This is a genomic window from Microbacterium sp. DT81.1 (genome assembly GCF_049844955.1).
GTDB lineage: Bacteria > Actinomycetota > Actinomycetes > Actinomycetales > Microbacteriaceae > Microbacterium.
In genome coordinates this window covers 67,984-80,354 of record NZ_JBNCMA010000005.1, presented here as the reverse complement: position 1 = coordinate 80,354, position 12,371 = coordinate 67,984, and the positions used below count along the sequence as shown (strand labels likewise).

Here is a 12,371-nt window from a genome sequence, read left to right as displayed (position 1 = left end):
CGACGCGAACACACGGGAGTCCGGTGAGCCGGGCTGAGAGGAAGCGAACCACGCTTCGACCGTCGAACCTGATCTGGATCATGCCAGCGCAGGGAGGAGCCTTCATGCACACGTCCACGTTCCGTTCGCCGTCCCCGGTGAAGCCCCGAGGATTGGCCGCCGTCGTCTGGCGCTGGCGGGTCGTCGACATCGTCGTTGCCAGCGTGATCGGGGTTGCGTCATCCCTGATCTTCCTGCTGTGGAATGTCGGCTACGAACTGCCGTCCACGGTCCTCACCCCGCTCCTTCCCGGTCTGCAGGGGCTTCTCGCGGGCCCCTGGCTGTTCGCCGGCGTCCTCGGCGGGCTGATCATCCGCAAGCCGGGCGCGGCTGTGTACACCGAGCTGGTCGCCGCCGTCATCTCCGCGCTGATCGGCAACCAGTGGGGGCCGCTGACCATCGTGTCGGGTCTCGTGCAGGGGCTCGGCGCGGAGCTCGTCTTCTTCCTGTTCCTCTACGCGAGCTGGCGCCTTCCCGTCGCGATGCTGGCCGGTGCGGGCGCGGGCCTCGCGTGTGGGATCAACGACCGCATCCTCTGGTACCCGGGCGCCGATACCGCGTTCACCGTCATCTACATCGCCAGCACCACCGTGTCGGGTGCGGTGATCGCCGGGCTCGGCTCGTGGCTCATCGCCCGCGCACTCGCGGCCACCGGGGCGCTTTCCCGCTTCGCGTCGGGCCGCGAGGTGTCGCGGCGCGTCTGAGCTCCCGGATGGGAAAGGTCCGCCCGGCGGCCGTCGCGGCGGAGGGGTGGGCGTGGCGGCACGCGACCCGGCTGAAATGGGCGCTGTCGGATGTCTCCTTCCACGTCGACCCCGGAGAGCGCGTCCTGCTGCTCGGTGCCTCCGGATCGGGGAAGTCGACGCTGCTGCACGGGCTCGCCGGCGTGCTCGGCGGTGACGACGAGGGCGAGTCGCGCGGCGCGCTGCTCGTCGACGGGATGCCGGCGGCCGACGCCCGCGGGCGCGCCGCCCTCGTGCTGCAGGACCCCGACAGCCAGGCCATCCTCGCCCGCGTGGGCGACGACGTGGCGTTCGGCGCGGAGAACCTCGGGGTGCCGCGCGAGGAGATCTGGCGCCGCGTGCGGCACGCCCTCGAGGCGGTGGGGCTGGATGTCGCGCTCGACCGATCGACATCGGCGCTGTCCGGCGGGCAGAAGCAGCGGCTCGCGCTGGCCGGCGCCCTTGCGATGCAGTCCGGGGTGCTGCTGCTGGATGAGCCGACGGCGAACCTCGACCCGGACGGGGTGCGCGAGGTGCGCGACGCCGTCGCGCGGGTGCTCGATGCCACCGGGGCGACGCTGGTCGTCGTAGAGCACCGCCTTGCCGCCTGGCTGCCGATCATCGACCGCGTGCTCGTGCTGGGCGAGGGCGGAGTGGTCGCCGACGGATCGGTCGACGCCGTGCTCGGTGCGCACGGCCAGGAGCTCGCGGCGTCCGGCGTGTGGGTCCCCGGCATCCCGCCCGCCCACCCTCCGGCGCCGGGAACCGGCCCGGGCAGGACCCTGCTGCGGGCCGGCGGCCTCGCGGTCGCGAGGGTGCGGGACGCTCCCGTCGCCGCCGGCGTGGACGTCGATGTGCGCGGCGGCGAAGTGCTGGGGATCACCGGCCCGAACGGGGCGGGCAAGACGACGCTCGGACTCACGCTGGCGGGGCTGCTCCCGCCCCACGGGGGGCGCGTGCAGGCATCCGACGATCTCTCTCGTGGGATCAAGGGGGATCCGATCCGGTGGTCCTCCAGAGAGCTGCTCACGCGCATCGGCACGGTCATGCAGGACCCGGAGCACCAGCTGCTCACCACGACGGTGCGCGCGGAACTGGAGGTCGGACCGCGTGCGCTCGGGCTCGGAGACCGGGAGGTGGCGGCGCGCGTCGGCGATCTGCTCGAGCGCCTGCGGCTGGACGGTGTCGCCGAGGCGAACCCGTACACGCTTTCGGGCGGCGAGAAGCGGCGACTGACGGTGGCGGCGGCCCTCGCCACCCGCCCGGCGGTTCTCGTGCTCGACGAGCCGACTTTCGGACAGGATGCCCGTACGTGGGCGGAACTGGTGGCGATCATCGCCGGCCTCCGGGATGCCGGGACCGCCGTCGTCGCCGTGACCCACGACCTCGACGTGCTCGATGCGCTGCGGGCGCGCGAGGTGCGGATAGGGGCGCTGTGAACGCGCCGACGGTGCGCCGCGGGCCGGTCGCGGGGGTGAACGCCGTGGCCAAACTCGGCGCGGCGCTGCTGATCGCGCTCCCGCTCGTGCTGACCATCGACTGGGTGTCGGCGGCCGTCGCGCTCGGGCTGGAGTCGGTGCTCTTCGCGTTCTGCGGTCTGACCTGGCGGGAATTCTGGCGGCGCACGTGGCCGGTGTGGCTGGCGGCTCCGCTCACGGCGGTCACGATCGCGCTCTACGGAGCCACGAGCGGCGAGGTGTACGCCCAGTGGTGGCTCGTGCGGATCAGCGAAGGGTCGCTGTCGCTCGCGCTGGCCACCTTCTTCCGCGTGCTGGCGATCGCCTTGCCGGCCGTTGTGCTCTTCGCGACCGTGGATGCGACCGACCTCGCCGACGGCCTGGCGCAGATCGTGCGCCTGCCCGCCCGCTTCGTGCTGGGCGCCCTCGCGGCGATGCGTCTCACGTCGCTGCTGCGGGACGACTGGGCCGCGATGGCGCTGGCGCGCCGCGCGCGCGGCGTGGGCGACTCGGGGCGCCTGCGGCGCTTCCTCGGCATGACGTTCGCCCTGTTCGTGCTGTCCATCCGCCGAGGCTCGAAGCTCGCGACGGCGATGGAGGCTCGGGGATTCGGCGGCCCGGGCGCGCGGACGTGGGCTCGGGAGTCGGCGTTCGGATGGCGCGAGTGGGTGCTCATGGCCGTCGGCCTGGCGATCTCCCTCACGGCGGTGGCGGCTGCGGTGCTCGCGGGCACGTGGAATCTGATCCTCGGCCCCTCCTGAGCGGATGGCGCTGGCACATCGTTTGCTCTCCGGTCCCTGAACGAGCGAGACGAAGGGCGCCGGGCGGCTCGTCGAAGGGCGCACCGGTGGTCACAACGGGACCGCCACCGGCTATCGGGGAACGCTGCGATCCGGGCCCTCAGCCGCGCAACGCCGCGTACTGCTCGCTCATCGCCGGGTAGTACGCATCCCACTCGACCGCGTCCACGTCTCGTCCCGAACGCATCGCGACGAGGCGGTCCAAGTAGTACTCCCAGCCAGGTCCCACCGACGCGAGGTCGACACCGGGGTCGAGCCGCTGCCCGAAGGTCAGCATCGTCTCGTCGCCCGCCTCGGAGAGCTCGAACCACAGGTGCCAGGCGCCCGCGGGCGACGACGTGTCGCCCGCGAAGCGCCGCGGCGGATCGCACTCGAGGATCGTGTACCGCTCGGCCTCGACATCCTGTCCCTCGGCGGTCATGAAGAAGTCGACGTGACCGGACGCCGGATCGCCCTCCCACCGGCCGATCCACCCTTCGAGGCGATCGGACGCGGTGAGGTCTCGCCACGCGTCTTGCGCCGACCCGGCCAGTCGCCGCGTGATCGTGAGGTGCGGCACATCGTCGATGTGCCGCACCGCTCCATGAATGGCCGGCGCCGTCATGCGGGCCCGCTCCTAGTGGGTGAAGGAGGACACGAGGCCCTCGGTCGGCATGGGGGACTCGAGACGGTCGAGGTAGTCGACCGCCTCTTTGATGTCGAGCACGAGCGACTCGGCGAGGTTGCGGCTCAGGCCGTTCCGCACGACGATGCGCTGCACCGTGAGGTCGGAGAGGTTGTCCGGCATCGGGTACGCCGGGATGAGCCAGCCCTTCAGTCGCAGGCGCTCAGAGAGGTGGTACAGGTTCCACTTGTCGGTGTGACCAGGTGTCAGCTGCCAGGCGAACACCGGAATGTCGCTTCCGTCGTTCCACAGGTCGAAGGCATCCATTTTGGCGATCTCGCCCGACAGGTAGAGTGCGACATCCTGCGATGCCTTCTGCACCTTGTAGTACCCGTCCCAGCCGAGGCGCAGGAACAGGTAGTACTGCAGCAGCACTTGCGCGCCGGGGCGCGAGAAGTTCAGGGCGAACGAGGGCATGTGGCCGCCCAGGTAGGTGACGTCGAAGACGAGTTCCTCCGGCAGGTCGCCGGTGGTGCGCCATACGACCCAGCCGAGTCCGGGGTAGACCAGCCCGTACTTATGGGCCGACGTGCTGATCGAGACGACGCGCTCGACACGGAAGTCCCACTCGAGTTCGGGTTGCAGGAACGGCGCGATCATCCCGCCGGAGGCTCCGTCGACATGGATCTTGACGTCGAGACCGGTATCGGCCTGGATCTTGTCCAGTGCCGCCGCGATCTGCGCGATCGGCTCGTACATGCCGGTGTACGTGACACCCATGATCCCGACGACGCCGATGGTGTTCTCGTCGACGTACTTGTCGAGCTCGAACCCGTCGAGCACCCTGTGCTCGTCGGAGATCGGCACGTAGCGCGCCTCGACATCGAAGTAGTTGCAGAACTTCTCCCAGCAGACCTGCACCGCGCTGGAGAGGATGAGGTTCGGCTTCTCGGTCGATTCGCCGGCCGCCCTGCGGGCGAGCTGCCAACGGCGCTTGAGCGCGAGTCCGCCGAGCATGCAGGCCTCGGACGAGCCGATCGTCGACGTGCCGATCGCCTTCTCCGACGAAGGCGCGTTCCACAGGCTCGCCAGCATCGTCCAGCAGCGGGTCTCGATGGCCGCGGTCTGCGGATACTCGTCCTTGTCGACCATGTTCTTGTCGGCCGTCTCGGAATACAGCTTGGTCGCGTACGGGTCCATCCAGGTGCCCACGAACGTGGCGAGGTTCAGGCGCGCATTGCCGTCGAGCATCGCCTCGTCGTGCACGATCTGATAGGCCGTCTCCGGCAAGGATTCGCCGTCCGGCATCCGGTCCAGCGGAAAGTCCGTTGCCTCACCCGCCCGCGCGAACATCGGATTGAGCTGGTTGGTGTCGCCGAGGCCGGTGAAGGCGTGTGTCGACTCGCTGGGCTTGATGGGCTCGGACGTGGGGGGAGAAACGGTCATTGCTACGGCTCCTGCCTGGTGGCGTGAATCAGCGCATTCGAAGCCGTGCGGCCTGGGATTCTCATCGCACGGCGAGCGGCCTGTTGCTCAGTGTGGGCCCTGCGGGGATATCGGTGCAAGGAAACACTTCGCTCCGGGATCCTGCCTACGCCCGCCGCCACCGGGCACGCATCACGCGATCCGCGTGATGCGGATCAGGTGGCGTTCCAGAGGTCGCGGTAGAAGGCCAGACGCTGCCGGTCGGGCTCCACGCCGTATGCCGCGATGAGCGCGTCGTGCCAGCCGGGACCGTAGTTCCATTCGGTGCTCATCGAGGCGACGGCGATATCGGCCCACCGGTCGGCGACTCCCAGCTGCCCCAGATCCACATGGGCGGTCCACCGCCCGTCGTCGCCGATCAGGGTGTTGGGCGAGCACGCGTCGGCGTGGCAGACGACGGCGCGTTCGATGGCGGGCGCGTCGGCGAAGCGGGCCGGCAGCTGGATGCCGCGTGCCGCGGCGTTCGCGATCCGGCTCGGCACATCCCACACGAAGGGGCATTCCCCCACCGGAAGTGCTTCATGCAACGCGCGAAGCCCTTCGCCGATCGCGCGCACGGCGGTCGCGGGATCCGCGAGCCAGCGCGGCGCCACCGCGCTCTCGCCGGGCAGCGCCTCGGTCACCAGCCACTCGGCATCGGCGTCGGCGCCGTACTCGATCATCCGGGGCACCGGTGTGTACGGGGCCGCCCACGCAAGCCGCGTCGCCTCGTCGGCGAGCGATGTCTCGAGGTTGTGCGGGCACCATTTGATGTAGCGCGAGCCCGCGCGGAACGTCAGGCCGCCATAGTCGTTGCGCCACACCGGCGCGAGGCCGTCGCGGCCGGCGAGCGTCTGCACGACCGCCGGGGCGGCGACGGCTTCGGCGGGGATCGACACCCCTCCATCCTCGCGCGTAGCGTGGGGGCCATGCTCGACTACGACCCGTACGCCTTGCTGAACCCCCTGCCCTCGTTCGAGGTGACCAGCGCCGAGATCACTGACGAGGCGCCGATTCCCCGCAGCATGTACGCGCCGGACTGGGGCGGCGAGTCCCGGTCGCCCGCGCTGGAGTGGAGCGGGTTCCCGCCCGCGACGAAGAGCTTCGCGGTCACCTGCTTCGATCCCGACGCCCCGACGGGAACGGGCTTCTGGCACTGGGCGGTCTACAACATCCCGGCATCCGTCACGAGCCTGCCGGGCGACGCCGGCTCGGCGGACGGGCGGCTGCTGCCCGAGGGTGCGATCACCCTGCCCAACGAATACCGGCAGACGCAGTTCGAGGGCGCAGGCCCGCCGGAGGGGACCGGCGTCCATCGGTACCTGTTTCTCGTGCACGCCGTGGACGTGCCGGAACTCGACCTGCCGGATCGCTGCACGCCGACCGTCCTCGCGTTCCATCTGCACTACCACTCGCTCGCGCGCGCACGCGTCGTTCCGGTCGGCACATACGAGCGGTCGTGATCCAGCGCGTCAACGTGGCACTGGGTTCCGCGTAGGCTGGCACTGGATCCCCGTTCGAAGGAGAACGCATGAACATCGAAGGCTCGAGCGCCCTCGTCACGGGCGGCGCCAGCGGGCTGGGACTGGCGACGGCGCGCCGCCTTGCGGCCGCTGGTGCCGCCGTCACCATCCTCGATCTGCCGTCCTCGCCGGGCGCCGAGGTCGCCGCGCAGTTCGGGGGCGCCTTTCTCGCCGCCGACGTCACGAGCGTCGACCAGGTGCGGGAGGCCGTGGCGGGCGCCGCCTCTGCCGGGCCGCTGCGCGTCGTGGTGAATTGCGCCGGCATCGCGCCGCCGGCCAAGGTGCTCGATCGTGACGGAAACCCCGGTTCGCTCGACGACTTCGAGCGCATCATCCGCATCAACCTGATCGGCACGTACAACGTGCTCTCGCAGGCATCCGCCGTGATGGCGAGGACCGAGCCGGGAACGGTGGACGGAGAGAGCGGAGAGCGCGGCGTGATCGTCAACACCGCCAGCGTCGCCGCGTTCGACGGCCAGATCGGCCAGCCCGCGTACTCGGCGAGCAAGGGCGGCGTGCACGCCATGACCCTGCCGGTTGCGCGGGAGCTCGCGAGGTACGGCATCCGGGTGTGCACCATCGCCCCCGGAATCATGGAGACGCCGATGCTCAAGGGCCTCCCACAGGCTGCGCAGGATTCCCTCGGCGCGCAGGTTCCGCACCCCTCGCGCCTCGGGCGTCCGGATGAATATGCCGCGCTCGTTCTGCACATCGTGGAGAACGGCTACCTGAACGGCGAGACCATCCGGCTCGACGGTGCGATCCGCATGGCACCGAAATGATCCCGCGCGGCGGACGCATCAGAAAGGCACCCCATGAGTGAGCGCATCCTCTTCACGGTCGAAGGCGGCCTCGGCCGCATCACCCTCAACCGGCCCGATCGCATGAACGCCTTCGACGATCGGATGGCCCATGCGTGGGCCGAGATCACTGTCGAGGCGACGACCCGCGCCGACGTGCGCGCCATCCTCCTCGAGGCGGAGGGCCGCAACTTCTGCGCAGGCGGCGACGTGATGTCGATGGCGGCCGGTGCCACGGGCACCGACATCACCGAGCTCGCCGGAGTGATCAACTCCGGCATCCGCGCCCTCGCGGAATCGTCGTTGCCCGTCGCGGTCGCCGCACAGGGCACCACGGCCGGCGGCGGCCTCGGCATCCTGCTCACCGGCGACTACGCCGTGATCGGCGAGAACTCGCGCATCGGCAGCCTGTACGCGAACATCGGGCTGACCCCCGACCTCTCGGTGTCGGCGCAGCTTGCGAAGGCCGTCGGTGAGCGGCGCGCGCTGCAGCTCGTGCTGCGGGACCGGATGCTGAGCGCACAGGAGGCGCTCGAGTGGGGTCTCGTCGCCGAGGTCGTGGCCCCCGACGAGGTGCGGTCGCGGGCGGAGGAGGTCGCGCGGTTCTGGCTGGCCGGTGCCGCCCAGGCGTACGGCCAGGCGAAGCGCCTCGTGCGCGACTCGTCCGCCAGGTCTTTCGTCGACCAGCTCGCCGAGGAGGCGCGTTCCATCGGCGCCTCGCTCGACACCCCCGACGCCCAGGCGCGCGTCGCGGCCTTCGCCGCGGCATCCGCCCAGAAGCAGGACCGGAGAACCGCATGACCGATCAGCCCCTCGCCGGCAAGACCATCCTGATGTCCGGCGGAAGCCGCGGCATCGGCCTCGCCATCGCGCTGCGCGCGGCCGCCGACGGCGCCAACGTCGCCCTGCTCGCCAAGACGGACACCCCGCACCCGAAGCTCGAGGGCACGGTGCACTCCGCGGCGGAGCAGATCCGGGCGGCCGGCGCACAGGCGCTGCCGATCGTGGGCGACGTGCGCAACGACGACGACATCACCGAGGCCGTGCTGAAGACGCAGGGCGAGTTCGGCGGCATCGACATCGTGATCAACAACGCCAGCGTCATCGACCTGTCGCGCTCGCTCGACCTGCCGGCGAAGAAGTACGACCTCATGCAGGACGTGAACGTCCGAGGAACGTTCCTGCTCTCGCGCGCGGCGATCCCGATCCTGCGCGAGAGCGAGAACCCGCACATCCTGTCGCTGTCGCCGCCGCTGAACCTCGACCCCAAGTGGCTCGGTGCCCACACCGGCTACACCCTGGCGAAGTACGGGATGACGATGGTCACGCTCGGGCTCGCCGCCGAGTTCGCCGACGACGGGATCGCAGCGAATACGCTGTGGCCGCGTACGACCATCGCCACGGCTGCCGTGCAGAATCTGCTCGGCGGCGACAGGGTCATGGCGGCGAGCCGTACCCCCGAGATCTACGCCGATGCGGCCTACGAGGTGCTGGTCATGCCCGCGCGGGCATACACCGGACAGACGCTCATCGTCGAGGACGTGCTGGCGGATGCCGGCATCACCGACCTCTCCGGCTACGCCGCCGTTCCCGGCACGCCGGAGGAGCGGATGTTCCCCGACATCTTCCTGTAGGAAGCCGCCGGAACGCGGATCAGTGCTTGGTGCCCGAGAGCGCGAGCACGCCGCCGAGCCCGATCATCAGCCGGCCACCCGTGGCCGACATGGCCGCGAGGCGCTTCGGCGATCGCCCGAACCAATCGCGGGCAGCGCTCGCCGCAAGCGCCCACACCGAGTCGCAGACGAGGGCCAGCGCCACGAAGATCATCCCGAGCTCGAAGAGCTGCAGCGGGACCGCGCCGCTGTTCAGATCGACGAACTGGGGAAGGACCGCCACGAAGAAGGCGATCGTCTTGGGATTGGTGATTCCGACGACGAACCCCTCCGCGAGCTGGCGGCGCCGTGAGCGGGGTAGTGTTCCCGCCTCGACGCGTCGCGCCGCCTCGTTGCGGTGACGGATGGCCTGGATGCCCAGGTAGACGAGGTAGGCGGCGCCCGCGAACTTGAGGATGGTGAAGAGCAGAACGGACTGCGCGACGATCGCGCCAACGCCCAGGGACACCGCGACGACGATGGGGATGACCCCGAGCGCGTTGCCGAGCACGCTGAGCAGGCCGCCCACTCGCCCGAGCGCCAGCGTCCGGCCGATCGTGAACAGTACGCTCGGTCCGGGAATGACGATCAGGATGATCGCGGCCACGAGGAAGCCGAGCAGGTTGTCGAGAGGAACCACGCGCTCACCCTAGTCCTGCCGCACTCGGGCCCCGCGGTCTTCGCCCGCCCCGCGGTCTTCGCCGGTCGCACCGCCTTCAGCGCAGCCGTTTGCGGAGGAACACCTGCTCGATGCCGTCGTCCTCGGTCACGCGCTCCGTCTCGACGTACCCGTGCCGCTGGTACAGCCGCAGGTTGGCCTCGCTGAGGGAGCCCGTGAACAGCTCCGCCTCCGCGGCATCCGAACGCTCCTCCACCGCCGCCAGCAGCTTCGAGCCGATCCCGCGCCCCTGCATGTCGGGCGCGATGGCCAGCCGTCCGATCAGCAGCAGGTTGCCGTCCCGCTGGGCTCGTACCGCGCCGACCATCCGTGGCCCCAGAAAGGCGACGCAGCCGAGATTCGACACGAGTTCGGCCTCGAGTTCTTCACGCGTCTGCGTCAGTGGCGGCATGTCGACGCTGCGATAGATCAGTGCCTCCGAGACGAAGGCCGCCCGCTGCAGGGTGAGCACCTCGCCCGCGTCGCGCGGTTCGATGGGGCGGATGGAGAGGGCATCCTCGTTCACTCCTCCACCGTACGCCGGGGGGTACCGACGCCCCGGCAGCGTCGGCGGCATGGCAAGACTCGGAGATCGCCGCGCACGCGCTCCCGATGGCTGACAGAATCTGAGGCATGCCCACCTGGCTCGTCTTCACGCTGGTCGCGCTCGCATTCGCCGCCGTTGCCACCTGGGTGTCGCGACGCCTGCTGGACACCCAGGTCGGGTGGGTGCGGTCGGTGATCATCTCGGTGGCCGTCTTCCTGCTGAGCACCCCCCTGGTGATCTACATGCTGGAGCAGACGCACGTCTATGCGGACGGCGAGTTCCTGGTCGGCTGGCCGGTCGTCGTGACGTTCGTCGCGTTGATCGTGGGATGGGTGTTCGCCGTCGTGGTGGTCGTCATCGTCATCAGCGAGTTCCTGATCCCCACCCGACCGCTGCGCAATCCGGTCGTCGTGATCCGCCAGGCGATCAAGCGGCGCGACCGGGCGAGGCGCTACGCGCAGATCGTCGTGATCGCCTCCCGGCATGGGCTGGGTCTGTACCAGAACCGCGCGCGAGGCTACAGCGAGGAGCTTCCGGAGGCGCTCGTCTCCGCATTGAACGAGGCCGGAGTGACCTTCGTGAAGCTCGGCCAGGTGCTCTCCTCTCGCGAGGACGTGCTGCCGCCCGAGTTCATCAGGGCCCTTTCGACGCTGCAGATGGACTCGACACCGATCCCCTGGGCGGAGGCCGAGGCGGCCATCCGCGCAGAGCTGAAGCGTCCCTTGGACGAGGTGTTCCTCTCGGTCGATGAGGTCCCCCTCGCGGCGGCATCCGTAGCGCAGGTGCACACCGCGAAGCTGCTGGATGGCGCGCGGGTCGTCATCAAGATCCAGCGTCCGCGTGCACGAGCGCAGGTGACGACCGACCTGGACATCCTCGAGCGGCTCGCGGCGGACGCCGAGCGCCGAACGGAGTGGGCGCGCGACCTCGGGGCGCGCGCGCTCGCGGGAGAATTCGCGCGTGCCCTGCGCGACGAACTGGATTACCGCGTGGAGGCCACCAACACCGAGATGCTCCGGGAGGCGATCGCCCAGTCGCGGTCCGCGGCGCTGAATATCCCGAAGGTGTACCACGACCTCTCCACCGCCCGGATGCTGGTGCTCGAGCGGGCGGATGGCATCCCGTTCAGCCGGCTGACGCCGAAAACCCTCGAGCCGGAGGCCGCCCACGCGGTCGTCGATCTCGTCGTCGACTCGGTGTTCGAGCAGATCGCGGTGCGCGGCGTCTTCCACGCGGACCTGCACGCAGGCAACGTGGTCCTCGCAGGCGACCGGACGGTCACACTGATCGACTTCGGCGCGGTCGGCGTGCTCGAGCGGAGCGTGCGCAGGCTCCTCGCGCCGCTGCTGGTGGCGATCGCGAACGAGGACGACGTGTCGGCCACGGACATCGTGCTGCTGCTCTGTGCGCCGATGTCGGGCGGAAGCGTGGAACAGACCGCCCTCCAGCACGACATCGGCGCGATCCTCACCCGGGTGACGCACGCGCCAGGGGGAGAGAACGTCTTCAGTGCGCTGATCGAGGTGCTTCGCAAGTATCGGCTGGCGATGCCGCCGTCGCTGCTCCTCGTCTTCCGCACGCTGACCTCGCTGGAAGGCACGTTGCGCAGGCTCGTGCCCGGCTACGACATGGTGGGCCGCGGGTTGGCGCGGGCTCCTCAGATCGCGTTTCAGCTCTCCTCTCCGCGAAGAGTCGCGCTGGACCTGCAGGCCCAGTCGGCGATCGTCGCCGAACAATTGCGGCGGCTCCCGCGCCGCATCGAGGGGATTACGTCAGCACTGCAGGACGGCACCTTCTCGGTGCGCATACGAGCGCTGGAGAGCGTGGATGACCGTCGGTGGGTCGACTCCATCGTCGGAGAGGTCACGGCAACCCTCGTCGGCATCGCGCTCGTGGCCACCGGGTTCTTCCTCGCCGTCTCCGACGTCGGGCCCGCTCTCACAGACGACGTGCGGGCGTTCTCCTTCCTGGGCAGCGTGCTCGGCCTCGGCGGCATGCTCCTCCTGCTGCGAAGCCTCAGTGGAGCCTTCCGGCGGCGCAGCGCCGACGGGTGACGACGCAGGCCCCGGCCTCGGGCTGCTCGAGCGTCTGCGACCGAGTGCAGC

The 12,371-nt window shown here is 70.1% G+C and carries 13 protein-coding genes and 1 riboswitch; of the genes, 8 read left to right on the top strand and 5 right to left on the bottom strand.

Features of this window, described 5'->3' with window-relative positions:
* Positions 1–2 precede the first annotated feature (2 nt).
* Positions 3–113: riboswitch (TPP riboswitch) on the top strand.
* The 3 genes from ACLQ2Q_RS14280 to ACLQ2Q_RS14270 all read left to right on the top strand — a co-directional run bounded on the left by ACLQ2Q_RS14280 (position 105) and on the right by ACLQ2Q_RS14270 (position 2,979).
* On the top strand, positions 105–743 hold the full coding sequence (locus ACLQ2Q_RS14280; protein ID WP_425821141.1) for an ECF transporter S component: 639 nt from the start codon (positions 105–107) through the stop codon (positions 741–743). It overlaps the preceding riboswitch by 9 nt.
* Before the next feature lie 8 nt (positions 744–751).
* Positions 752–2,200 carry an ABC transporter ATP-binding protein gene (locus ACLQ2Q_RS14275; protein ID WP_425821140.1) on the top strand — a complete coding sequence of 483 codons (1,449 nt, stop codon included), beginning with the start codon at positions 752–754 and terminating at the stop codon, positions 2,198–2,200.
* Positions 2,197–2,979 carry an energy-coupling factor transporter transmembrane component T family protein gene (locus ACLQ2Q_RS14270; protein ID WP_425821139.1) on the top strand — a complete coding sequence of 261 codons (783 nt, stop codon included), beginning with the start codon at positions 2,197–2,199 and terminating at the stop codon, positions 2,977–2,979. Before ACLQ2Q_RS14275 ends, ACLQ2Q_RS14270 begins: the two co-directional genes overlap by 4 nt.
* A gap of 139 nt (positions 2,980–3,118) precedes the next feature.
* On the opposite strand, the gene ACLQ2Q_RS14265 is transcribed toward ACLQ2Q_RS14270, so the two are convergent.
* The 3 genes from ACLQ2Q_RS14265 to ACLQ2Q_RS14255 all read right to left on the bottom strand — a co-directional run bounded on the left by ACLQ2Q_RS14265 (position 3,119) and on the right by ACLQ2Q_RS14255 (position 5,985).
* Positions 3,119–3,622: an SRPBCC domain-containing protein gene (locus ACLQ2Q_RS14265; RefSeq protein WP_425821138.1), complete on the bottom strand. Its 504-nt coding sequence runs from the start codon at positions 3,620–3,622 to the stop codon at positions 3,119–3,121.
* Between the two features lie 12 nt (positions 3,623–3,634).
* Complete coding sequence (locus tag ACLQ2Q_RS14260) at positions 3,635–4,975, bottom strand: glutamate decarboxylase (protein WP_425821581.1); 1,341 nt, start codon at positions 4,973–4,975, stop codon at positions 3,635–3,637.
* Positions 4,976–5,262: 287 nt separating this feature from the next.
* Positions 5,263–5,985, bottom strand: a complete 723-nt coding sequence (locus ACLQ2Q_RS14255) for a phosphotransferase (protein ID WP_425821137.1) — start codon at positions 5,983–5,985, stop codon at positions 5,263–5,265.
* A gap of 30 nt (positions 5,986–6,015) precedes the next feature.
* Between ACLQ2Q_RS14255 and ACLQ2Q_RS14250 the strand changes: the two genes are divergently transcribed.
* The 4 genes from ACLQ2Q_RS14250 to ACLQ2Q_RS14235 all read left to right on the top strand — a co-directional run bounded on the left by ACLQ2Q_RS14250 (position 6,016) and on the right by ACLQ2Q_RS14235 (position 9,043).
* Positions 6,016–6,549, top strand: a complete 534-nt coding sequence (locus ACLQ2Q_RS14250; RefSeq protein WP_425821136.1) for a YbhB/YbcL family Raf kinase inhibitor-like protein — start codon at positions 6,016–6,018, stop codon at positions 6,547–6,549.
* 68 nt (positions 6,550–6,617) lie between these two features.
* Positions 6,618–7,391, top strand: coding sequence for an SDR family NAD(P)-dependent oxidoreductase (locus ACLQ2Q_RS14245; RefSeq protein WP_425821135.1), 774 nt, complete (start codon positions 6,618–6,620; stop codon positions 7,389–7,391).
* Positions 7,392–7,424: 33 nt separating this feature from the next.
* Positions 7,425–8,210, top strand: a complete 786-nt coding sequence (locus ACLQ2Q_RS14240) for an enoyl-CoA hydratase/isomerase family protein (protein ID WP_425821134.1) — start codon at positions 7,425–7,427, stop codon at positions 8,208–8,210.
* On the top strand, positions 8,207–9,043 hold the full coding sequence (locus ACLQ2Q_RS14235; RefSeq protein WP_425821133.1) for an SDR family oxidoreductase: 837 nt from the start codon (positions 8,207–8,209) through the stop codon (positions 9,041–9,043). The genes ACLQ2Q_RS14240 and ACLQ2Q_RS14235 overlap by 4 nt, the downstream gene beginning before the upstream one ends.
* A 19-nt stretch (positions 9,044–9,062) precedes the next feature.
* On the opposite strand, the gene ACLQ2Q_RS14230 is transcribed toward ACLQ2Q_RS14235, so the two are convergent.
* Positions 9,063–9,701 carry a LysE family translocator gene (locus ACLQ2Q_RS14230; RefSeq protein WP_425821132.1) on the bottom strand — a complete coding sequence of 213 codons (639 nt, stop codon included), beginning with the start codon at positions 9,699–9,701 and terminating at the stop codon, positions 9,063–9,065.
* A 76-nt stretch (positions 9,702–9,777) separates the two neighbouring features.
* A complete protein-coding gene (locus ACLQ2Q_RS14225; protein WP_425821131.1) occupies positions 9,778–10,245 on the bottom strand; it encodes a GNAT family N-acetyltransferase in 468 nt (155 codons plus the stop codon).
* A 107-nt stretch (positions 10,246–10,352) separates the two neighbouring features.
* Here ACLQ2Q_RS14225 and ACLQ2Q_RS14220 point away from each other — a divergent pair, with 107 nt between their 5' ends.
* Entirely contained in the window at positions 10,353–12,320 is a 1,968-nt protein-coding gene (locus tag ACLQ2Q_RS14220; RefSeq protein ID WP_425821130.1) for an ABC1 kinase family protein, read from the top strand.
* Positions 12,321–12,371: the final 51 nt, after the last annotated feature.

Bases quoted from the DNA above. Each gene is read 5' to 3' on its own strand.
- ACLQ2Q_RS14280 (WP_425821141.1), top strand. From the start codon at position 105: ATGCACACGTCCACGTTCCGTTCGCCGTCCCCGGTGAAGCCCCGAGGA.
- ACLQ2Q_RS14275 (WP_425821140.1), top strand. From the start codon at position 752: ATGGGAAAGGTCCGCCCGGCGGCCGTCGCGGCGGAGGGGTGGGCGTGG.
- ACLQ2Q_RS14265 (WP_425821138.1), bottom strand. From the start codon at position 3,622: ATGACGGCGCCGGCCATTCATGGAGCGGTGCGGCACATCGACGATGTG.
- ACLQ2Q_RS14260 (WP_425821581.1), bottom strand. From the start codon at position 4,975: ATGTTCGCGCGGGCGGGTGAGGCAACGGACTTTCCGCTGGACCGGATG.
- ACLQ2Q_RS14250 (WP_425821136.1), top strand. From the start codon at position 6,016: ATGCTCGACTACGACCCGTACGCCTTGCTGAACCCCCTGCCCTCGTTC.
- ACLQ2Q_RS14245 (WP_425821135.1), top strand. From the start codon at position 6,618: ATGAACATCGAAGGCTCGAGCGCCCTCGTCACGGGCGGCGCCAGCGGG.
- ACLQ2Q_RS14240 (WP_425821134.1), top strand. From the start codon at position 7,425: ATGAGTGAGCGCATCCTCTTCACGGTCGAAGGCGGCCTCGGCCGCATC.
- ACLQ2Q_RS14235 (WP_425821133.1), top strand. From the start codon at position 8,207: ATGACCGATCAGCCCCTCGCCGGCAAGACCATCCTGATGTCCGGCGGA.
- ACLQ2Q_RS14220 (WP_425821130.1), top strand. From the start codon at position 10,353: ATGCCCACCTGGCTCGTCTTCACGCTGGTCGCGCTCGCATTCGCCGCC.